This is a genomic window from Natronomonas gomsonensis, assembly GCF_024300825.1.
Lineage (GTDB): Archaea > Halobacteriota > Halobacteria > Halobacteriales > Haloarculaceae > Natronomonas > Natronomonas gomsonensis.
On sequence record NZ_CP101323.1, the window covers coordinates 2,073,631 to 2,095,179 of the forward strand.

A 21,549-nucleotide genomic window follows, 5' to 3' on the forward strand; every position below is an offset into this window, starting at 1 on the left:
TTGCCCCCGCGACTACCAACGTGAGCCGTGAGTTCCGCCCGCACCGTCCTCGTCGCCGGCACTGCGAGCCACGTCGGCAAATCGACCGTCGCCGCCGGGCTCTGTCGACTGCTCGCCGACCGCGGCGTCGATGTCGCCCCGTTCAAGGCCCAGAACATGTCGAACAACGCCCGGGCGGTCCCGACGGCGACGGGTAGCGGCTTCGGCGAAATCGGCGTCTCACAGTACGTTCAGGCGCGGGCCGCCCGAACGCCGGCGACGACCGACCACAACCCCGTGCTTCTGAAGCCACGCGGTGGCGGCGAGTCACAGCTCGTCGTCGACGGCGAGGCCGTCGGTCACTTCGCCGCCGGCGAGTACTACGAACGCCATTGGGAGACCGCACGTGAGGCCGCCGAAGCCGCCCACGCGCGCCTCGCCGAGGACCACGAGGTCGTCGTCGCCGAGGGTGCCGGCTCCATCGCCGAAATCAACCTCCATCACCGCGATTTGGCGAACCTCGAAACCGCCCGGTTCGCCGGTGCCGACGTGCTGCTCGTCGCCGACATCGAACGCGGCGGCGTCTTCGCGTCGCTCGTCGGCACGCTCGAACTGCTCCCCGAGGATGTCCGCGACCGCGTCGCAGGCGCGGTCATCACGAAGTTCCGCGGCGACCGCTCGATTCTCGAAGACGGACTGGACGCCTTCGAGGAGCGAACCGGCGTCCCCGTGGTCGGCGTCCTCCCCTACGACGACCCCGGACTGCCCGAGGAGGACAGTCTCGCGCTCCCCGCAGACGGCGAGACGGCCGTCGTCGGTGACGACGACGCGCCCACAGACCGGACGGTCACCGTCGCTGTCCCACGGCTGCCGCGGGCCTCGAACGTCACCGATGTGGCGCCGCTGGCCGGCGTTCGGGGCGTCCGCGTCCGTTTCCAGCCGCTCGACGCCGGATTGGACGCCGACGCCGTCGTCCTCACCGGCACGAAGAACACCGCCGACGACGCCGTCGCCGCCCGCGACGCCGGCCTCTACGAGGAACTCCGGTCCTTCGATGGGCCGGTGGTCGGACTGTGCGGCGGCTATCAACTGCTCGGCGAACGCCTCCTCGACGCCGACGTGGAATCGACCGGCGAGACGGCGACCGTCGGAGGCGCCGGCCTGCTTCCCGTCGAGACGCGCTTTTCACACGAGAAAACCGTCGAAGCGGTCGAGCGTCACCTCGCCGGTTGTGGACCGCTGGCCGGCGCCGCCGGTACCGTCTCCGGCTACGAGATACACATGGGCGACAGCCGCCTCACCGCCGACGCCGACCGCCCCTTCGACGGCGACGGTGCTGCCCGAGGCGACGTTCTCGGAACCTACCTCCACGGCCTCTTCGAGAATCCCCCCGCTCGCGAGGCGTTCGTCGACCGCGTCTACGAGTCGGCGGGTCGCGTTCGACCCGGAACGGGGGACGACGGCGGGTCGCCGTACGACCGCGCCGCCGCGTTGGTCGCCGAGTTGGACCTCGACCCGGTCGGACTCTGAATCGAGTGAATCGGCATTCGCCGTCCACCCGACGACCTGACGGACTGAAAGGGCGTAGTAGTCGCCGTGTAGCGTCCGAAAAAGGGCGAAGGACGGCACGACAGGGCCGTCGAGATGCCATTCTTCGGAGTGAGCAACTTTTTGCCCGCCAGTTGCTCACCGACACGTATGCCGCTCACGACATTCGTTACGCAGGTCGGCTACGGTGGCGCGGCAATACTGGTCGGCCTTGCGGTGCTAGCCGGTGCGTACGGCGAGACGATGACTGGTATCGTCCTTGCTATCATCGCGATTATCGCGGCGCTGTTTGGCGTGTTCAGTGAACGCACACTTTAGGAGCCCTGTATCGACCGCAACCGGTTGAGAGGTAACTGCTGAGGATTGCGACAGAGACGGCGCAACCGCTTTCACCGGCGGCGAACACGACCCGGTATGGACTGGCGGCTCATCAAAGAGGAGATGCTGCCCGGAGCGAAGGCGATGGCCTACGACGAGGTTGCCGCCGAAACCGTCGCTTCGGGTGGCCCCGCGACCGTCCGGCTGTATCGGTGGCTCCCGAGTACGCTGTCGCTGGGGTATGCGACCGACCCCGACGCCATCGACTGGGAGTTCTGCGAGGAGTGGAACATCGACGTGACGCGCCGACCGACCGGCGGGGGCGCGATCTATCACGACACCGCCGGCGACGTGGCCTACTCCATCATCGCCCCCGCAGAGGCGTACCCCAGCGACGTGACCGAGTGTTACAGAGAATTCCTCGAACCAATCATCGACGCCTTCCACGAAGTCGGCGTCGACGTGACCTTCGCCGACGAGGAGCGCGAGGCGCTGTACGACCCCGCCTGCTACCTCCGGGCGCTTGACCCCGCCCACGATCTCGTCGGTCCCGATGGCCGGAAAATCGCCGGCAACGCCCAGTACCGCACCCGCGATGCGGTCGTCCAACACGGCTCGTTGACCTTCGACGTGAACGCCGAACGCCACCTCGAATGCTTCGCCGACCCGCCGGTGACGGCCGAGGAGTTCGAAGAGCGGGTCTGCGGCATCGAGGAGTTCATCGGCTACGACGACACCGTCGAAACCGGCCTCGGCGCCTTCGGCGGCTACGACCTCCATCGCTCGCAGTTCGTCGCCGCCGTCGAGGAGTCCCTCGCCGAGTGGGCCGACGCCGAGGAAGGCGAGTGGACCGACGCCGAGCGGGAACGCGCTGCAACGGTAACAAACGAGAAGTACGCTGCCGACGCGTGGGTTCGCGACCGGACCGACCCCCTGGAGTAGCCCGACGCGACCAATCCACGCCGACCCCGACCGCCGATTCCGAAGCCCCTATTTTCCCGCTTCTCGGAGTACGCGTATGGTTAGAGTCGGCGCACACACCTCCATCGCGGGGGGCGTCTACAACGCGGTCGAGGAACAACTCGAATACGAGGGCAACTGCGGGCAGATTTTCACCCACTCCCCGCAGGTGTGGCAGGACCCGAACATCGGCGACGAAGAGGCCGAGCGGTTCCGCGACCTCACCCAAGACAACGGCGTCGCACCGTGGATGATTCACACATCCTATCTCGTCAACCTCTGTACGCCGAAAGACGACCTCCGCGAGAAGTCCCTGGACTCGATGCAGAAGGAGTGTGACGCCGCCGCGAAACTCGACGTTCCCTACGTCAACGTCCACTTGGGCGCCCACACCGGCGCCGGGGTCGATGGGGGCCTGGACAACGCCGCCTCCGTACTCGACGAACTCGACGTGCCCGACGGCGTGACGATTCTCATCGAATCCGACGCCGGCAGCGGAACGAAACTCGGCGGCACCTTCGAGGAACTCGCCGGCGTCTTAGACCGCAGCGAACAGGACCTCGACATCTGTCTGGACACCGCCCACATGTTCGCGGCCGGCTACGACCTCTCGACGCCCGAAGGCGTCGCCGAAACCTTCGACGAGTTCGACGCACAGGTCGGTCTCGAACACCTCGAATACGTCCACCTCAACGACTCGAAACACGAGTGCGGGACGAACAAGGACGAACACGCCCACATCGGCGAGGGACTCATCGGCGAGGAGGGCATGCGCGCGTTCGTCAACCACGAGGCAGTCGCGGACGTGCCGTTCGTCCTGGAGACCCCGACGGAGAACGGCAAGTCCTTCGCCTGGAACATCCAGCGCGTCCGGGAACTGCGCGAGGAGTAGCACGGACCGACCACGTTTTAACCGGCCACCGATTTATCGCGACCAATGCGGCAGTTCTCCGCGGAGTACCTGCGCGAGACGCGGCGAGGGATGTGGGCAGAGAGCCGGGAGGCACTCGACCCGCTGGAACTCGGTTCCCGTAAGCGCATCCTCGATGTCGGCTGTGGTGAGGGCGCGCTGACCCGCGTCCTCCGAGAGGAGTCCGATGCCGAGGTGGTCGGCTGTGACCGCGACGCCGACCTGCTGGCCGAACTCGAAGGGCCGACGGTCCGGGGCGACGCCTACCACCTGCCGTTCCCCGACGACACCTTCGACCTCGTCGTCTGTCAGGCGCTGCTCATCAACCTTCCCGACCCCGATCGGGCGCTTCGGGAGTTCACTCGGGTCTCCAGCGGACGGGTAGCGGCCATCGAACCCGACAACAACGCCGTCTCGGTCGTCTCGACGGTCGACGCCGAAGGCGAGTTGGCCCGGCGGGCGCGACGGCGGTACCTCAGCGGTGTCGACACCGACGTGGCGTTGGGCGCCGACACCGCCGACCTCTTCGAATCGGTCGGCCTTTCGGGGATTACGACGAGGCGATACGACCAGACGCTCGTGGTCGAACCGCCGTACAGCGACCGCGACGTGCGCGAAGTCGGCCGGAAGGCAAGCGGCGCCGGTCTCCGCGAGCGTCGGGAGACGATGGCCGGCACCGACGCCGAACTCGACGCGCTCAGAGCCGAGTGGCGCGAGATGGGTCGGGAGGCCGTCCGGCAGGTCCAAAACGAGGAGTATCGCCGCCGTGAAACCGTCCCGTTCTACGTCGTCGTCGGGACGGTGTGAACCGCCGGCGGGTCAGCGGTCGGCGAACTCCGCGAGTCGGCCGTCGAGGGCAGCGAGGTCGACGGCCGGAGCCGATACGTCTGCCGACGCCTCGGTGAGGCCGGTGCCGGTGGCGACGACCGCAACGTCGTCGTCTTCCGTGATGACGCCGTCGGCGACCAACTGCTTCGCGCCAGCGAGGGCGACGGCGCCGGCGGTCTCGACGCTCACGCCGGCTTCGGTCGCCAGTTCCCGCTGGGCGGCCCGGATGGCGTCGTCGGCGACGGCGATGGCGGCTCCGCCGGTGTCCCGGACCGCCCGCAACGCCCGATTTCCGCTCGGCGGGTCGGCGTTGGCGATGGAGTAGGCGATTGTCTCGCCGCCCTCGACGGACGACACCGTCTTCGCGCCCGCGGCGAAGGCCTCGGCGATGGGCGCACAGGCGGCGGCTTGAACGAGATACAGCGCCGGCAGGTCATCGATTGCGCCCGCCGCCCGAAGTTCTCGGAGGGCCTTCCAGACGCCGCTGGCGTGGCCGCCGCTGCTGACCGGCAGGACGATTCCGTCGGGAACCGACGGCACAAAGGCCTCACACAGCTCCAGTGCCGTCGTCTTCTGTCCCTCGACGCGGAGCGGCGAGTCGGAGTTGACGAAGCGGATGCCGTACTCCGCGCCGAGTTCCAGCGACCGCTCGTACAGGCGGCCGTAGTCGCCGCGAACCCGGAGTATCGTCGGGTCGAACTGCCCGATGACACCGAGCCGTTCGGGGGGGATATCGTCGGGGACGAGAACGACACACAGGCGGTCGAAGGTGGCGGCGAAGGCGGCGGTGCTCATCGCCATGTTGCCGTGAGAGACCGTCCCGATGGCGGTTTCGCCATCGCCGCCGACCAGTCCGGCCTCCATCGCCGCCAACGCGAGGGCACTGCCGCGGTCCTTGAAACTCCCCGTCGGCTGTTGCCCCTCAAGTTTCAGGTGGACCGACGCGCCGACGAACGAATCGAGGGCGTCGTCGCGGAGCAGCGGCGTCCCGCCGGCGGCTGCAGCGAGGCTCGGTGGATTCGGAAGCGGGGCCGGCAATAGCGGTTCGTAGCGCCACAGCCCCGGCGCGTCGACGGTGTCATCCCAGTCGAACGCGCCGGGCGATGTGTCGAGCCACAACGGTTCGCCACAACCACACCGACCGCTGCCGTCGCTACCCCGAGAGCCACAGTCGTAACAGACGTATTGAAGCGGCATCGGCTCCCGACGCCTCAGAGGTCGTCTTCGTGGCGCAGGGAGTCGCGGTTGACTTTCGACACCGAATCCCGGCCGGCCAGCCCCATCGTGAGGTCGAAGTCCGCGATGAGGTTCTCTAAGACGTGGTGGACGCCCGCCTGGCCGCCGAGCGCCAGTCCGTAGATGAACGGCCGGCCGATGAGACAGGCATCGGCGCCGAGCGCCAGTGCCTTGTACATGTCCGACCCGCGGCGGATGCCCGAGTCGAAGGTGATGGTGGCCTCGTCACCGACCTCGTCGACGATGTCCGGCAGCGCCTCGATGGCGGTGATGGAACCGTCGACCTGTCGGCCGCCGTGAGTGGAGACGCCGACGCCGTCGGCGCCGTGTTCAACCGCCAGTCGGGCGTCCTCGGGGTGGAGAACGCCCTTGATGAGCACCGGCAGGTCGGTGTTCTCGAAGACGAACTCGAGGTCGTCCCACGTCAGCGAGGAGTCACCGAAGATGTCGAGGAAGTGGTCGACGGCGGCCTGTGGGTCCTCCTCCGGCGGATCGTCGAGTTGGCTGCGGAACTCGGGGTCCGAGAAGTAGTTCGCGACGCCCTCGCCGTCGAGGAAGGGGTAGTAGCCGCGCTCGATGAGGCGTTCCCGCCAGCCGAGCGTCGGCGCGTCGACGGTGACGACGATGGCGTCGTAGCCGGCGTCCTCGGCGCGATTGAGGAACGAGCGAGCGATGTCCTCGTCCGAGGACCAGTAGAACTGGAACCACTTCGGCGTATCACCCAACTCCTCGGCGACTTCCTCCATCGGCGTCGAGGACAACGACGAGAGGATGAAGGGGACGTTCAGTTCGTCGCAAGCCGCCGCCGTCGCAAGTTCGGCGTCGTCGTGGACGAGCGACTGGACGCCAAGCGGCGTCACCATCGCGGGGTAGTCGATTTCTTGGCCCATCACCTCGGTCGTCAAATCCCGGTCGGCGACGCCCTGCAGCATCCGCGGGACGATGCGCCACTCCGAGAAGTCCTGCTCTTTGCGGAACGTCTCCTCGGCGCCGGCGCCGCCGTGGATGTACGCCCGCGCGGTGTCGTCCATCGCCTCGTGGGCGGTCTCGCGTAAATCTTCGTAGCTGACGGGGAATTCCGACGATTTCCCCTCGTGCATTCCCTCGCGGTACACGCGGTTGACTTTCCGATTACCGAACTGCTCGGACATAGTAGGGCGGTTATCTCCCATCTGCAAAGAGTTGTGGGAGTCGGCGAAGCCGGTCAGTTCGGCTGACAGAATCAGGGCAGCGTCTTCCGGTCGAGTCGCTCGACGGTCCGGTCGGCGACCGTCCTGAGGTTCACCGCGTCTTCCCGATTATACGAGACGAGCGTCTCCAGCGAGCCGTCGACGCCGCGTTCGTGTTCCCGCCACAGCCGAACCGCGTCCTTTCCGGAGATGTCGGGGCGGTCCCGCTCGACGCCGACCTCTGGTTCGATGGCCTTCAGCCCGCCCGACAGCCCCACGCGCTTGCAGGGGTACATCAGGTCGAGATGTGGGATGTCGATAGAGAGGTCGAAGGACTCCTCGAGGAACGGCACGTCGAAGCGCGCGCCGTTGAACGTGACGAGCAGCGGCGAGTCGAGCAGCGCCTGAAGGTTCTCGCGAGTGAGGTCGTCGCCGGAGACGAGCGTCTCGGTGTCGCCGCCCTGATGGAAACTGACGCAGGTCACTTCGTTTTGGGAGTGGTCCAGTCCCGTCGTCTCGATGTCGAAGAAACACGCCTCATCGCGGAAGTTCTCGTACAGTCGCCACCGCTCGCTGGAGGGCAACTGACGGGCGAAAAAGTCCGAATCGCCCGAATCGAGGCGCGGGCGGGCGGTGTCGATGAACGATTCGATGCGGTCGGCAGTCGTCGACCCACACAGCGAGGGGTCGAACTCCGACCAGGTCCGGGCGCCGCGCTCCCAGAGGTTTCGCTCGGTCGTCTCTCCCACCCCGTCGACGGCGATGTATGTATTCTCCAGTCGCACGGCAGTCCCTCCGTCGTCAGGGTTCCTAAATCGCTCGCTCGTACTCCAACTCGCGGGCGACCGACTCGGCGACCGACTCGCCGCACTCTCTGGCGACGATGTGGAGTGCGAGGTCGAATCCCGAGGTGATGCCGCCGGCCGTGAGCACGTCGCCGTCGTCGACGACACGTTCCTCAACGACGTTCACACCCAACTCACGGAGGTCCGCAACTGCGGTGTGGTGAGTCGTCGCCGGGCGACCGTCAAGTAGGCCGGCCTTCGCGAGTAGCAACGCGCCGGTACAGACCGACGCGACGGTCATCCCCTCGGCGTGTAATCTGGCGAGGCTCTCGGGGATTTCGCCGCGGTCGTACTCGACGCGGACACCCGGTCCGTCGTCGTTCCAGCCACCACCGGGGACGACGACGAGGTCGGCCACGGAATCTTCGAGCGTCCCGTGCGGCTCGATTCGCATGCCACTGCGGGCGACGACGCGGTCCGTCGGGGTCAGCGTCACCAACTCCGCCGACATATCACAGCCGTATCGCCCCGCCAACTGGAACACCTCGTAGGGACCGACCGCATCCAGTTCGTCGAATCCCTCGAAAACCAGAATTTTGACCGTCATACGTCGGTTTCGCAGCGTGGAGGCATGAGCGTACGGGTGGGTCGTGAGTCCCGTATAAATCATATGCCACTATATCAAATCGTTCGGTAACGGTTGAGACAGCGTGGGGTTTAGAGCGTTTGGGACGTGTAGAACGGACGAAGACACCGGGTACTGCCGATTGTCGTCATAGCTGACATGACCTCCGTGCATCCTTCCAGCGCGTGGACTGAACGGTGTACGAACGAACTTCGGCTTCTCCGATGCGGTCGGCAGGAGGAATGCTTCGACAGCCGGTCGCTAGTCCAGCGCGGTGTAGACGAATTCCCTTCACGACTCGACGGCATCAGCGAAACGGTATCACCCGCCGCTTCGACGACCGCCATCGCGAGTGCTCAGAGAATGCCACGGAGTCACCGGGGAGAGTCCCGAATCCGTATTCCGCCAAGAGACTGGCGAACGCGTTCGGGGACAGAACCACCGACTTCGTGACCTCGGTGGAGTGAACCAAGTGAGAATCAGAGTACTTCGAATAACCGAGACGAGATTACCCGTTCAGTCCGCACCCGGTGGCGTGTTTTCGGCCGACCCCGACGGCGTGTTCAGATAGAGGTAGAGCAACACGAGTATCAGCACGACCTGAACCGCCTTGTCGACGTAATCGACCACTCCGTACTCCGACTTGACCACGAGCCAGAGGGGGATTTGGATAGCCGTGTATGGAATCCCGACGAGGTAGAGGAGTCGCCGTCGGTAATCGAGGAAGAACAACACGAGTACACCGGCGTAGCCAACACCTGCGAGTGCAACCGGGACTCGACCCTCGACGACGCCTGCATACACGTGGAGCACACCAGTGATGACGGCCAATACGACCGCCAGCCACTGGAGTTGGGTAAGTGAATCTCTCTGACCTGTCGAGTTATTTTGCTTATTTTTCACAATACTACCTACTGCTTAGGAGAGCATAAGTCATGTTATTACCCAACTCATTTCCACGTTGTGCAGCACTTGACAAGGTAGAGGATATTCTTTATTTGTGATTTCTATCGCTACAGTAGTTCGTAGAAAGTGATTTTATACACACATCTAATCCGTTCGGTTGTCGGCGGTACATCGGGGTCGAAGCAGCCCTCGGAAACAGATTTCTATATCGCGATAATTGGTTTATTGTACTCGTCGGTCGCACGCGAGGCGCTTTTGGGTGTCCGGCCGCTACAGGAAGCGAGATGGTCCAGAACGTCGCCGCGCAGATGGCCGAGTTGGAGCCCGAGGACTTCCACCTGCTGTCGGGGCTCGAACACGGGATGCGCTTTTCGCGGTGGGTCGCAGTCGAGAAGCTCCCCGAGTTCTCACGGCTCGACGAAGAGGAGGTCACCTACCGCGTCGACCGCTGTATGGACCGGGGGCTGGTCGAGCGGAAGACCATCCAGTACACCGGCTACCGACTCACCTTCGAGGGGTACGACGCGCTGGCGTTGCGAACCTTCTCGGAGCGAGACACCATCGACGGCGTCGGCGCCCCCCTCGGCGTCGGCAAGGAAAGCGACGTCTACGAGGCACGGTCGTTCCAGCCGTTGGCGCTGAAGTACCACCGTGAAGGGTACACGAACTTCCGGGAAGTCCAGAAGGAACGGGAGTACACCGCCGACAACGAACACCGCTCGTGGCTCTACACCGCGCGCAAGGCCGCAGAGCGTGAATACGAAGCCTTAGAGTCGCTGTATCCGGAGGTTCGCGTTCCTCGGCCGGTCGACCAGAACCGCCACGCTATCGTCATGGAGAAACTCGACGGCGTCGAACTCTCCCGTGCGAAACTCGACTCCGAGCAGGTCGTCGGGGTCGTCGATTTGATTTGCGAGGAGATGGCGGCGGCCTACGATGCCGGCTACGTCCACGCCGACATGAGCGAGTACAACGTTTTCGTCTCCAGCGAGGGCGTGACGATTTTCGATTGGCCGCAGGCGGTTCCGACGGAACACGAGAACAGCGAGGAACTACTGGAACGGGACGTGGAGAATCTGCTGGGGTATTTCGAACGAAAGTACCCCAACGAGACGCCCGATGTCGACCGGTCGTCGCTGACGGCGGCGCTCACCGAAGACACCTTCGAGACGGTGCGCAACTTCGCCTGAAACGGGCGGTACGGGACGTTTTAAGCGATTTCGTGTGTTCGGGTGAAACATCGCCACACCACCTCGATAAATCACTATTGGCGATACCAAATCGGGTGCGTGGGGCATACCGCAGCAGGGGGGGGCATCGAACGACCAGAGCAACGAACTGCATCGGGAGCGGACGGATAATCCCATATAACACAACAAAAATCCAGATTCTCGGCGTATTCCCGACCGTTCGAAGCCCTTAAACACAGGATATTCGATTCCAGATTGCCGTTCCGTCAATCTCGAAAGCGAGATAACCCCGTGTTTGTCAACGGGTATTGTTTAGGAAATTCGAATCATCCGACTTATCCGAATAGATGTTTCCAAGCATCCAAGAAAATGCAAAAGAGGTTGAGGATACTGTATGGTGGTGTGCGGACAGTGACCGCCCAATCAGTCTTCCGGAGGTATCAGGATGGGAGTGATACGGATGACGAAGTGGCGGACGCTCGTCCTCGCCACCGTCGGGTTCAACTTCTCGTTTCTCATCTGGTTCTCGTTTGCGCCGTTCACTGGGCCGATGGCCGAGGAGTTCGGACTGTCGCTGGCGGAAATCGGCATCCTCGCGAGCGCGGCCATCTGGCTGGCACCGTTCGGTCGCATCCTGACCGGCTGGCTCTCCGATAAGTTCGGCGCGCCTGCGGTGTTCGCCATCGTGTTGGGCTACGTCGGGGTGTTCTCTATCGCGAGTGCCTTCGCGGAGAGCTACGGCGTGTTCTTCGTCACGCGACTCATCGTCGCGACGGCAGGCATCACGTTCGTCATCGGCATCCAGCACGTCTCCGAGTGGTTCGAAGAGGGACAACTCGGTACCGCCGAAGGCATCTACGCCGGCATCGGCAACGCTGGTGCCGCCGGCGGCGCACTCGTTTTACCACGAATCTTCGGTACGGGCTGGAACGGTCCCATCTTCTCGACGAACTGGCGGGCCGCCTTCTTCTACACCGGCATCGTCTCGATTCTGTTGGGCGTGACCTACTACGCGCTCGGCGAGGCTGCAAAGAGCGACGAGAAACGGCAGGCGACGAAGGACGGCGCGACGCTGAAACAGTGGGTTCACACCGCGACCCGCTACGGGACCGTCGTGTTGGCGCTGGCGTACGTGATGAGCTTCGGCCTCGAACTGTCGATGAACGGGTGGCTCGCGACGTACTACCGCGAGGGGTTCAACACGAACAACCTCGTGTTGGCGAGTACGTTCGCGGCGACGTTCTCGGTTGCGGCGGGACTGCTTCGTCCCTTCGGCGGCTACATGAGCGACCGTCTGGCCCGCAACGAGACGAACATCCTCCCGTTCTTCGAGGGACGCTACCGTGAGCAGTGGACGTTCCTCTCTCTGTGTTTCATCGTTGTGGCAATGTTCGGGATGACGCTCGCGGGCCTGAGCGGGCAGGTTCTCGTGGCCGTCGGTGCGGGCTTCGTCGTCGGGATGGCGTGTGCGTTCACCGAGGGTGCCATCTTCGCACAGGTGCCCGCAATGTTCCCGAACAGTTCCGGCGCCGTCGCGGGCGTCGTCGGCGGGGTCGGCACCGTCGGCGGTATCGTCTACCCGCTCGTCTACGCCGCGCCGCTGCTGCCGGACCTCCACACCGGCTACTCGGTCGTCGCCGTCTCGATGGTCCCCATCGTGCTGTTGGCGGCGTGGGTGTTCCAACCCCACGTCGCCGAGGAAGCGACCACGAGTGGCATCGTCGACAGCGGCGGACCGGCACCGAGCGACGACTGACGCGAGCGGTTTCGAAGCCCTTAACCACGGCCCTGTCGAATTTCCGCTAACTCGCTGGACGACGGGCACCAGCGGGCACCTGTCTACGCAGGTCGGGATGTGATTCCCCTCGCGGGTGGCCGCGATGGGAATTGAACCACGCAACGCCCGTGGTGAACACATATGGCACGAAGCTTCTACTCCCACATTCGGGAGGCGTGGAAAACGCCGAAGGAAGGAAAGCTCGCGGAACTACAGTGGCAGCGCCAACAGGACTGGCGCGACCAGGGCGCAATCGAACGCGTCGAACGACCGACCCGCCTCGACCGAGCCCGCTCGCTCGGCTACAAGGCCAAACAGGGCGTCGTCGTCGCCCGGGTGTCGGTCCGGAAGGGCAGCGCCCGCAAACAGCGCTTCAAGGCCGGCCGTCGCTCGAAGCGACAGGGTGTCAACAAGATTACCCGCCGGAAGAACCTCCAGCGCATCGCCGAGGAGCGCTCGAGTCGTCGCTACCGCAACCTGCGCGTGCTGAACTCCTACTGGGTCGGGGAAGACGGCTCCCAGAAGTGGTTCGAAGTCATCCTGCTTGACCCCGAACACGGCGCGATTCAGAACGACGACGACCTGAACTGGATTTGCGACGACAGCCACAAGGGCCGGGCCTACCGTGGCCGCACCTCCGCCGGCCAGCGCGGCCGCGGCCAGCAGAACCGCGGCACCGGCGCCGAGAAGGTCCGCCCGAGCATCCGCGCCAACGACAAGCGCGGCAAGTAACGACCCGGTTCCGTTCTTTCGAACGTACTCACCCATCGAGCGACGCCTTCGAGTACACTCTCTCCGCGCCGCTCGTCGATAGCCACCACACACGTCAACCCACAGTACTCTTCGGAGGGCGAAACACTACTGGTGAGGTTTTATCATTCCAGCCGGCGGATGGCAATTCATGGCACGGGAGCAACTGACCGGCAGCACGGAGGTCGGAGAACAGTGAGCGGCGCGACGTTCGAACTGTACGAGGACGAGGCGAACCAGTACCGCTGGCGTCTCGTCCACGACAACGGGAACATCATCGCCGACTCCGGCGAGGGGTACGCCAGCCCACAGAAAGCCAAACAGGGCATCGAGAGCGTCAAGCAGAACGCACCGGATGCGGACATCGAGCGGAAGTGAACCGATGAGCAACGCACCCTCCGAAATCGACGGGACCGCCGAGAAGCCACAGTAAACCCGAATGGTCAGCGTCGACACGCTCGTCGTCTTCGGGCTGATAGCGGTCGCACTCGCCTTCTTCGTCACCGAAACGCTCCCGACTGACATCACCGCCATTGGCGTCCTCGTCTCGCTGGTCGTCCTCGAACCGTACACCGGCGTCGACACGGCCGCCGCACTTCAGGGATTCGCCAGCCCCGCGACAATTACCATCGTCGCGATGTACGTCCTCAGCGCCGGCGTCGAAAAGACGGGACTGGTCGACCGCCTCGGCGTCGCGTTGGGACGGCTCACCCACGGCGACGAACGGCAGTTGCTCGGTGCGACCATCGGCACGACCGGCCTCACCGCCGGGTTCATCAACAACACGCCCGTCGTCGCGGTGTTCATCCCGATGGTGTCGGGACTGGCCGAGCGCGCGGGCGTCTCGCCGTCGAAATTGCTGTTGCCGCTGTCGTACGCCGCGATGTTGGGCGGGACGCTGACGCTCGTCGGAACCGCGACGAACCTGTTGGCCAGCGACGTGGCCCGACGACGCCTCGGCGAACCGCTTTCGATGTTCGAGTTCACGCCCGTCGGCATCATCGTCTTCCTCGTCGGTGCAGCGTATCTGCTGACGGTCGGCTATCGCCTGACGCCCGCACGGATACCCGTCAGCGGGGACCTCACGGAAACGTACGACCTCGAAGACCACCTCTCGCGGCTCCGGGTGCGGTCGGCGTCGCCGCTGGTCGGCCGACCGGTCACCGAGGCGTTCGCTAACGCCGAGTCCGACGTGACCGTCGTCCAGTTGATTCGGGACGGCGAAACTGCAGGCAACGACCGAACAATCGAAGCCGACGACGAACTCGTCGTCCGGGGGACGCTGCAGGCGACCAACGCCGTCGCCGAGCGTCTCGAACTCCGGCAACTCCACCGCGAGACAGTGACCGGCGCGGACCTCTCGGCGCCGACCGAAACGATTATCGCCGAACTCGTCGTCCCCGCCGAGGCCCGCGCTCGGGGGAAATCCCTCGCGGAACTCCGGTTGGGCGAGCGCTACGCCGCGACGGTGCTGGCGGTCCGTCACGGAAGCGAGACGTTCCGGTCGGGACTCGACGACGTGACGCTGTCGGCCGGGGATACCCTCTTCGTCCGGACGACCGAGGCGGGACTGGAGCACCTCGAAGACGCCGAGGGACTGCTCGCGACCGATGTCGACGACGCCGAACCAGGGGCGAAGCCGCTGGAACTCCCGCCGCTGTCCCCGAAGACGCCCGTCGTCGTGGCGACGCTGGCCGCCGTCGTCGCCGTCGCCGCGCTCGGCTACTACCCAATCGTCATCACGGCACTGGCGGGCATCGTCGCGTTGGTCGCGACGGGGTGTCTCCGGCCCTCGGAGGCCTACGACGCCGTCTCCTGGAACGTCGTGTTCCTGTTGGCGGGCGTCATCCCGCTGGGGGCGGCGCTGCGGAACACCGGTGGCGATGCACTCGTCGCCAGCGCCATCGTCGAGAGCGCGACGCTACTGCCGCTTTTCGCCGTCGTGGTCGTCGTCTACCTGCTGACGGGGCTGTTGGCGAACCTCATCACGCCGGTGGCGAGCATCGTCCTATTGTTGCCCGTCGCCGTCGACGCTGCCGCCCGCATCGGCGCGAGTCGCTACGCCTTCCTGCTTGCGACGATGTTCGCCGCCTCGACGGCCTTCATGACGCCCGTCGGCTACCAGACGAACCTGATGGTGTACGGGCCCGGCGGCTACCGCTTCACCGACTTCCTCCGGGTCGGCGCGCCGCTGCAGTTGTTGCTGTCGGTCGTCACCGCCGCGGCTATCGCGGTCGTCTTCGGCCTCCGGCCGGCCTGACGCGACCGGACCCGACGGTTCAAATCGGATGCCGCGGCCACGACGCCCATGGGCCATCGAACGCTCGTCGCCTACGACCGCGACGGCTACGACCTCCACGAGGCACACTGGGGTGTCGACCCCGATCGAATCACCCCGGAGACACCCTTCGGCGGGCCGCCAGACGACGACTGGGCGCAAGCCGCCGCGACGGACCTCATCGACCCCGGTCGAATCGAAGGCGGGGAGTTGACCGAGCGCCGCCGGACCGCCGTCGACTCCGACCCCATCGCTACGGGACTGTCCTTTGCGGACGTGTGTAACCGCATCGACCCACTCGAACACGAGGCGCTGTACGTCGTATCGAGCGATTTCTCGGTTCGAACCTACCTCGTCTTCGCGCTCCGACGGCCGGACGACGAGGGGTGTCGGACGAGCGCCGCCCTCGTCGGCTACGACGGCGAGAGCGACGCCACCTATCTCCGCGGGTGGCTCGCCGGCGCCCGCGCCGCCCGGGATACGGACGGCACCGTCGTCGGCGCGCTCCGGTGGCTCGACCCCGAGCGCGGGACGGTGGTGTATCTCGACGACGAGCGCGGCGTTTAAGCGCGAGAGGGCGCTACCCCGTGGCGTGAGAGACGACGAGGCCGTCGAAGCGACCCACCCGACCGACGGCGTTCGAACCCGCGTGAACCCGACGGCCGCGGAGGCCGCCGAACTCGCCAGCGACGGCATCGACAGCGGCGCACTCGTCACGCTGTTCGGGCGCTGTACCGTCGATTACGAGGGCCGTGCCGCCTCGGAGTTGGGGTTGGGCGACCGCCACGTCATGCTGAAGCCCGACGGCGCCGCCTTGGTCCACACAGACGAGGGCCAACAGCCAGTCAATTGGCAACCCCCGGGGTGTGAGCACGACTGTCGAATCGACGACCAACACCTCGTCGTCGAGAGCCACCGCAGTTCGCCCGAGGAATCCCTCGTCGTCCGCTTTTCGTCGGTCGCCCACGCCGCCGCCTTCGCCGCCGACGACCCCGAATCGCTCGACGTGGTGGGTACCGAGGCCGACCTCAAAGAGCGAATTCTCGCCTCGCCGGAACTGGTCGAGTCGGGGTTCAGACCGCTGGTGACCGAACGCGAGACGCCGGCCGGCGCCGTCGACATCTACGGCGAGGACCGCGACGGTCGAACCGTCGTCTTGGAGTTGAAACGGCGGCGTGTCGGCCCCGACGCGGTGGGACAACTCTCCCGCTACGTCGAGGCGCTGCAGCGGGACCTCCACGCCGACGCCGACGTTCGGGGCATCCTCGTCGCCCCCTCCGTCACCGAACGCGCCGAGGCACTGTTGGCCGAAAAGGGACTGGAGTTCGTCTCGCTGACGCCGCAGGGCGAGTAGCGCGGCGCTTACTCCACCCGCTTCTGCAACCGCGACAGCAGGTTGAGCGCCTCCAGCGGCGTCGTATCCGCGAGGTCGACCGCCCGGAGTTCCGCCAGTAGCTCTTCGGGGAGTTCGCCGCCGTCGGTCGAGGCGTCCGCGGTGGGGGGCGTTCGACCCGAAACGGGGGTGTCTTCCGGCGCGGCGACGGCCCCCGTTTCCTCGGCCAACAGCGCCGCGGCCCGCTCGACGACGGGGTCGGGGACGCCCGCGGTTTCGGCGACCTCGACGCCGTAGGAGGCCGTCGCCGCACCCGCACGGAGGTCGTGTTCGAAGGCGACGCCGTCGGGCGTCCGGTCGGCCGAGAAGTGGTAGTTCCGCGCCCGCGGGAGGTCGGCGGCAACCTCGGTCAGTTCGTGGTGATGCGTCGCGAACAGGGTGTAGGCGCCCACCTCGTCGTGGAGGTACTCGGTGGCCGCCTGAGCGATGGCGTAGCCGTCGGTCGTCGAGGTGCCGCGACCGACCTCGTCCAACACGACCAGCGAATCCTCCTCGGCCTCTTCGAGGATGGCCGCCAACTCGGTCATCTCGACCATGAACGTCGAGCGGCCGCCGGCGATGTCGTCGGAGGCGCCGACGCGGGTGAACACCCGGTCGACTATCGGCACCTCGGCGCTGCGTACGGGGACGAAACTGCCGACCTGTGCCATCACACAGAGGAGCGCCACCTGCCGCATGTACGTCGATTTGCCCGACATGTTCGGCCCAGTGATGACGGCCATCGGCCGCTCTCGTGGCAGTTCGGTCGGGTTGGGGACGAACGCCTCCTCGGTGCGCTCGACGACGGGGTGGCGGCCGCCATCGACGAAGATTCCGTCGGCACCGACCGTCGGCCGCGCGTAGTCGTACTGGGCGGCGACGGTCGACAGCGAACACAGCGCGTCGAGTTCCGCGACGGCGCTCGCAGTCTCCTGTATCCGTTCGGTCGCTTCGGCCACCTCGCTTCGGACCTCCCGAAAGAGGTCGTACTCCCGTTCGTCGGCGCGGGCTTCGGCGTGGACGATTTCGTCCTCCCGCTGTTTCAACTCGGGTGTGACGAACCGCTCGGAGTTCTTCAGCGTCTGTCGACGCTGGTAGTCGTCGGGCACCCTATCGAGGTTCGGGTTCGTCACCTCGATGTAGTAGCCGTGGACGGAGTTGTGGCCGACCTTCAGCGAGTCGATACCCGTCCGCTCGCGCTCGTCGGCTTCGAGGTCGTCTATCCACGCTTTCCCCTCGCGTTCGGTTTCCCGGAGGCCGTCCAGCGTCTCGTCGTATCCGTCGCGGATGACGCCGCCTTCGGTGATTTCGATGGGCGGCGACTCCGCGATGGCGCGGTCGATGAGGTTCCGAACGTCGGGGCAGTCGTCGAGACGCGCCTCGATGTCGGCGAGTTTCGCGCTGTCATCGGTCGCCTCCGAAATGCAGTCTCGGAGGTCGGGGACCACCGACAGCGTCGCCGCCAGCGCCCGCAAGTCGCGGGCGTCCGCCCGACCCCGAGAGACACGGGCGACCAGTCGTTCGAGGTCGTAAACGTCGGCAAGCAACTCGCTCGCGCGTTCGCGCTCGCCGACGCGGGCGAGAAGCGCCTCGACGGCGTCGAGGCGGTCGTCGATGCGGTCTTCGTCCAACAGCGGTCGGCGGAGCCAATCGCGAAGTTTCCGACCGCCCAGCGCGCTCGCCGTCTCGTCGAGAGTCTCCACCAGCGCCGCCCCCTCCAGTCCGTGGACGTGGCGCGGTTCGAACACCTCCAGCGAACGCAACGCGACGGCGTCCAACAGCATGTACTCCCGTGGGTCGTAGCGCGTGAGGTGGTTGATGTAGTCGAGTTCTTCGAGGTCGCCGTCAGTACTCACGCCGCGGGCGTACTCGGCGTAGGCCAACAGCGCACCGCAGGCCCGAACTTCGGCCTCGGCGGCCAGCGAGGTCGACCCGAAGTACGACTCGACTTTCTCGCGGGCAGTCGCGAGGTCGAACGCCGAGCGCTCGTATGGCGTCACCATACACCCCGAGTCAAAGGGGTCGGTCGGCGCCTCGGGACCGACGACTGCCTCGGCGGGGTCGAACCGCTCGAGTTCGTCCTCGACGGCCTCGAGACGGTCGAGTTGCGTCGCGAAGAAATCGCCCGTCGACACGTCGAGTAAGGCCAGTCCGTACCCCTCGGTCAGGCAGGCGACGAAGTTGTTGTCGGCGTCGGCGAGCAGTTCGGTCTCCGTCAGCGTCCCGGGCGTCACCACCCGGGTCACGGCGCGGTCGACGAGTCCCGACGTCTCCTCGGGTTCCTGCACCTGGTCGGCGACGGCGACGCGATAGCCGGCCTCCAGCAGCGTCTCGATGTAGGACTCCGCCGAGTCGATGGGGATGCCGGCCATCGGGTAGGTACCCGTCGAGTCCTCCCGCTGTGTGAGCGTGATTTCGAGGATTCGGGCGGTCGCCTCGGCGGCCTCACAGAACGTCTCGTAGAAGTCCCCGACCTGAAAGAGCACGAGCGCGTCGTCGTAGCGCTCACACAACTCGAAGTACTGCGACAGCATCGGCGTCAACTCCTCGGCCTTCTCGGCCATCGCGGGCGGCGGCCCCAGCGCCTCGTCCATGTAGCGGGCAAGCGCCTCGTCGGTCAAATACTCACCGACCTCCGGGGCGACCGACGGCCCCGAGGCGGGCCGAAGGGCGGGCAAAAAAGCAATACGAACGGTGCGTGTAAATAGACATCACGAACCGTGACAAAAAGTAGCAAAGAGCCGAAATCGACACGGGAGGACGGTCGCCCCGGACAGGCGGAGAGCGTCGTCGAGGTCGAGTTCACGCTACACGATTCGAAGTACCCGTTCGTCGGCGCCTCCGAGAGCGAGGCCTGCAGGGTCGAACTCGCAGATATGGTCCCTCGACCCGACGGGCGGTACGCGGAGTTCTTCAACGTCGTTGGGGTCGCTCCCGACCGGATAGCCGGTCTCGGCGCCGACTACGACACCGTCGAGGTGTCCGTCCTCCGGGAGTCGGAGCGCGGCGGCCTGCTGGAGTTCCTCGTCTCCGGCGACTGTCCGGCCTTCAGCCTCGCCGAACGCGGCGCACTTCCCCGGGAGGTCGTCGGCGTCGACGGGGCGGGCCGAATCGTCGCCGAAATCCCGCCACAGCACGACCCGGCGGCGGTCGTCGGCACGTTCCTCAAGGAGAACCCCGACGCGGAACTCGCCGCAAAGCGGGAAGTCGACGGCGTCACGCCGATGTTCACTCGCTCGGCGGCACCGCAACTGCTCGAGACACACCTCACGGACAGACAGCGCGAAGTGCTTCAGGCCGCCTTCGAGGCGGGCTACTACGAGTGGCCGCGGGAGAGTACGGGCAAAGAGGTCGCCGAGGCCCTCGGTATCACGTCGGCGACGTTCTCCGAACACATCCACGCCGCCGAGCGCAACCTTCTCACCGCCCTGCTGGATGGGGTACGCTGACCGCCGAAACGGGATTCGGAGGGGACAGGGAGGTGGGTCCCGATGGCCGCCTCACCGCCGAAAGACGACTGTCCGGCCGTCGGCGTAGACGGTCACGTGACACCCCTCGTACCGAAACGAGACGCTGGTCGAGGGGTATCGGCTGGCCGCCCCGGAACTCGGGGCGAAGGTTCGGTCGAGCGCATCGGTGTCGATTACCTCGGCGAGCGGTCGGAGTTGTTCTACTGGCGTCTCCGTCGCTGCCGCGACGGTCGCGGCGACGCTGAGAGACGGCGTCTCACCGTCCGTCCAGTTCGAGCGTCTGCTGTACGTTCCCGTATCCGGGTCGTACGTCACCTCTTCGTGGGGTTCGCCGACGTCCTCGTTGGAGTCGTTCAGTTGTACCATGGGGTGTCACCATCGCCACGACCGTCCAGTAGACGACGACGCCCCACGGGCTTATTCGTTGGCCCTACACCTCAAGGGAGGCCCGGAGAGCCACGGAGACTCGACAGCCACGAGTTATTTACCCCCGCCACGGAACGACCACGCATGGCCGACGACGACGACCAGCGACCGCTCATCGACCCTAAACTGTTCGCCCCCAGCGAGTTCATCGGAGAGGACATGGACCACAACGTCGACGTGACGGGCAACACCACCATCGGCGTCGAACACGACATCGACCTCGACCTCCCCATCCGACGCATCGAGTTGGGCGTCCTCGCCTTCGCCGTCCTGGTCGTCGGTCTCGGCACGCAGACGGCGGTCGGTCCGACGGTACAGGTGGCCGGCGCGCTCGGCGTCGTGTTGGTCGTTGACCTCCTCTTCCGACTGCTGGGGCGATAGCCGCGAACACGCCCCGAAAGTAGCTTTTATCCCCGAACCGCCACACAGCCACGGTATGGACGCCCGCCGAGAGGTTTGGCGCATCTACCGAGAGTCCATCGGCATTCTCGGCGTCAGCCTCCTCGGCGGCCTCTTCGCCGGATTAGTGTTGGGTAGCGACGCGATGCGGGCCGCGTTCGCCGATTTTCCGGGATTGCTGTTGCTGTTGCCCGCGTTTCTCGCCACCCGCGGCAACGTCTACGGCGCCTTCGGCGCCCGCATCTCCTCGGGACTCCACCAGGGACTCATCGACCCCGAATTCGAGTTCGACGAGCGCCTGTTGAACGCCGTCGTCGCCTCTTTCGCCAACGGCATCGGCGTCTCGGTGTTCATCGGCTTCCTCTCGTGGGGGATTCTCCAAGCCCTTGGACGCGAATCCGCCCGTCTCGCGGAGTTGGTCGGCATCACCTTCCTCGCCGGCGTGCTCACCTCCATCGTCCTCGTCTTCGGCCTGCTCGTGTTGGTCTTCGGGAGCTACGAGTCCGGCTACGACCCAGACAACCTCATCGGCCCCATCGTGACGATGCTCGGTGACGTCTTCGGCGTCGTGTTCCTCTACGTCGCAATCGTCGTCGTCGGGGTGGTGCTGTGACCGACGACCT

General features: G+C 65.7%; 22 protein-coding genes. 15 read left to right on the top strand and 7 right to left on the bottom strand.

The window, feature by feature from the left end; all coding sequences use genetic code 11:
• Positions 1-27 precede the first annotated feature (27 nt).
• From NMP98_RS11150 to NMP98_RS11170, 5 genes are all read left to right on the top strand, one after another.
• Positions 28-1,509 carry a cobyric acid synthase gene (locus NMP98_RS11150; protein ID WP_254857638.1) on the top strand — a complete coding sequence of 494 codons (1,482 nt, stop codon included), beginning with the start codon at positions 28-30 and terminating at the stop codon, positions 1,507-1,509.
• A 168-nt stretch (positions 1,510-1,677) separates the two neighbouring features.
• Positions 1,678-1,845: a hypothetical protein gene (locus NMP98_RS11155; protein ID WP_254857639.1), complete on the top strand. Its 168-nt coding sequence runs from the start codon at positions 1,678-1,680 to the stop codon at positions 1,843-1,845.
• 96 nt (positions 1,846-1,941) lie between these two features.
• A complete protein-coding gene (locus tag NMP98_RS11160) occupies positions 1,942-2,787 on the top strand; it encodes a lipoate--protein ligase family protein (protein WP_254857641.1) in 846 nt (281 codons plus the stop codon).
• Positions 2,788-2,863: 76 nt separating this feature from the next.
• Entirely contained in the window at positions 2,864-3,697 is an 834-nt protein-coding gene (locus NMP98_RS11165; protein ID WP_254857642.1) for a deoxyribonuclease IV, read from the top strand.
• Positions 3,698-3,742: 45 nt separating this feature from the next.
• Positions 3,743-4,522, top strand: a complete 780-nt coding sequence (locus tag NMP98_RS11170) for a class I SAM-dependent methyltransferase (protein WP_254857644.1) — start codon at positions 3,743-3,745, stop codon at positions 4,520-4,522.
• A gap of 12 nt (positions 4,523-4,534) precedes the next feature.
• Here the strand turns inward: NMP98_RS11170 and NMP98_RS11175 are convergent, their stop codons facing one another.
• The 5 genes from NMP98_RS11175 to NMP98_RS11195 form a co-directional block, all read right to left on the bottom strand.
• On the bottom strand, positions 4,535-5,740 hold the full coding sequence (locus NMP98_RS11175) for a threonine synthase (RefSeq protein ID WP_254857645.1): 1,206 nt from the start codon (positions 5,738-5,740) through the stop codon (positions 4,535-4,537).
• A 14-nt stretch (positions 5,741-5,754) separates the two neighbouring features.
• Entirely contained in the window at positions 5,755-6,930 is a 1,176-nt protein-coding gene (locus tag NMP98_RS11180) for a lactate 2-monooxygenase (protein ID WP_254857647.1), read from the bottom strand.
• Positions 6,931-7,001: 71 nt separating this feature from the next.
• Positions 7,002-7,733, bottom strand: coding sequence for a ribonuclease H-like domain-containing protein (locus NMP98_RS11185; protein ID WP_254857649.1), 732 nt, complete (start codon positions 7,731-7,733; stop codon positions 7,002-7,004).
• Positions 7,734-7,758: 25 nt separating this feature from the next.
• Positions 7,759-8,340 carry a DJ-1/PfpI family protein gene (locus NMP98_RS11190; RefSeq protein ID WP_254857652.1) on the bottom strand — a complete coding sequence of 194 codons (582 nt, stop codon included), beginning with the start codon at positions 8,338-8,340 and terminating at the stop codon, positions 7,759-7,761.
• Between the two features lie 534 nt (positions 8,341-8,874).
• On the bottom strand, positions 8,875-9,261 hold the full coding sequence (locus NMP98_RS11195) for a DUF7475 family protein (RefSeq protein ID WP_438269616.1): 387 nt from the start codon (positions 9,259-9,261) through the stop codon (positions 8,875-8,877).
• A 287-nt stretch (positions 9,262-9,548) separates the two neighbouring features.
• Here NMP98_RS11195 and NMP98_RS11200 point away from each other — a divergent pair, with 287 nt between their 5' ends.
• The 7 genes from NMP98_RS11200 to nucS all read left to right on the top strand — a co-directional run bounded on the left by NMP98_RS11200 (position 9,549) and on the right by nucS (position 16,613).
• Entirely contained in the window at positions 9,549-10,454 is a 906-nt protein-coding gene (locus NMP98_RS11200; RefSeq protein ID WP_254857655.1) for a serine/threonine-protein kinase RIO2, read from the top strand.
• A 460-nt stretch (positions 10,455-10,914) separates the two neighbouring features.
• Positions 10,915-12,210, top strand: a complete 1,296-nt coding sequence (locus NMP98_RS11205) for an MFS transporter (protein WP_367997271.1) — start codon at positions 10,915-10,917, stop codon at positions 12,208-12,210.
• 162 nt (positions 12,211-12,372) lie between these two features.
• Complete coding sequence (locus NMP98_RS11210) at positions 12,373-12,963, top strand: 50S ribosomal protein L15e (protein WP_156708930.1); 591 nt, start codon at positions 12,373-12,375, stop codon at positions 12,961-12,963.
• Between the two features lie 213 nt (positions 12,964-13,176).
• Entirely contained in the window at positions 13,177-13,359 is a 183-nt protein-coding gene (locus tag NMP98_RS11215; RefSeq protein WP_254857659.1) for an HVO_2922 family protein, read from the top strand.
• A 61-nt stretch (positions 13,360-13,420) separates the two neighbouring features.
• Positions 13,421-15,241 carry an SLC13 family permease gene (locus NMP98_RS11220; RefSeq protein WP_254857661.1) on the top strand — a complete coding sequence of 607 codons (1,821 nt, stop codon included), beginning with the start codon at positions 13,421-13,423 and terminating at the stop codon, positions 15,239-15,241.
• A gap of 48 nt (positions 15,242-15,289) precedes the next feature.
• The gene (locus tag NMP98_RS11225; protein ID WP_254857662.1) at positions 15,290-15,826 is read left to right on the top strand and encodes a DUF6735 family protein; all 537 of its coding nucleotides are present in this window, start codon (positions 15,290-15,292) and stop codon (positions 15,824-15,826) included.
• 82 nt (positions 15,827-15,908) lie between these two features.
• Positions 15,909-16,613 carry an endonuclease NucS gene (nucS, locus tag NMP98_RS11230; RefSeq protein ID WP_254861317.1) on the top strand — a complete coding sequence of 235 codons (705 nt, stop codon included), beginning with the start codon at positions 15,909-15,911 and terminating at the stop codon, positions 16,611-16,613.
• Positions 16,614-16,621: 8 nt separating this feature from the next.
• On the opposite strand, the gene mutS is transcribed toward nucS, so the two are convergent.
• A complete protein-coding gene (gene mutS / locus NMP98_RS11235) occupies positions 16,622-19,225 on the bottom strand; it encodes a DNA mismatch repair protein MutS (RefSeq protein WP_254861318.1) in 2,604 nt (867 codons plus the stop codon).
• 126 nt (positions 19,226-19,351) lie between these two features.
• On the opposite strand from mutS, the gene NMP98_RS11240 reads away from it, so the two are divergent.
• Positions 19,352-20,080: a helix-turn-helix domain-containing protein gene (locus NMP98_RS11240; protein ID WP_254857664.1), complete on the top strand. Its 729-nt coding sequence runs from the start codon at positions 19,352-19,354 to the stop codon at positions 20,078-20,080.
• 51 nt (positions 20,081-20,131) lie between these two features.
• On the opposite strand, the gene ddfA is transcribed toward NMP98_RS11240, so the two are convergent.
• The gene (gene ddfA / locus NMP98_RS11245; protein ID WP_254857665.1) at positions 20,132-20,467 is read right to left on the bottom strand and encodes a DdfA family disk-determining factor; all 336 of its coding nucleotides are present in this window, start codon (positions 20,465-20,467) and stop codon (positions 20,132-20,134) included.
• A gap of 144 nt (positions 20,468-20,611) precedes the next feature.
• On the opposite strand from ddfA, the gene NMP98_RS11250 reads away from it, so the two are divergent.
• Both NMP98_RS11250 and NMP98_RS11255 read left to right on the top strand, forming a co-directional pair.
• Positions 20,612-20,908, top strand: coding sequence for a hypothetical protein (locus NMP98_RS11250; RefSeq protein ID WP_254857667.1), 297 nt, complete (start codon positions 20,612-20,614; stop codon positions 20,906-20,908).
• Between the two features lie 55 nt (positions 20,909-20,963).
• Positions 20,964-21,539 (top strand): magnesium transporter, encoded by a 576-nt coding sequence (locus tag NMP98_RS11255; protein ID WP_254857668.1) that lies wholly within the window; start codon positions 20,964-20,966, stop codon positions 21,537-21,539.
• Positions 21,540-21,549: the final 10 nt, after the last annotated feature.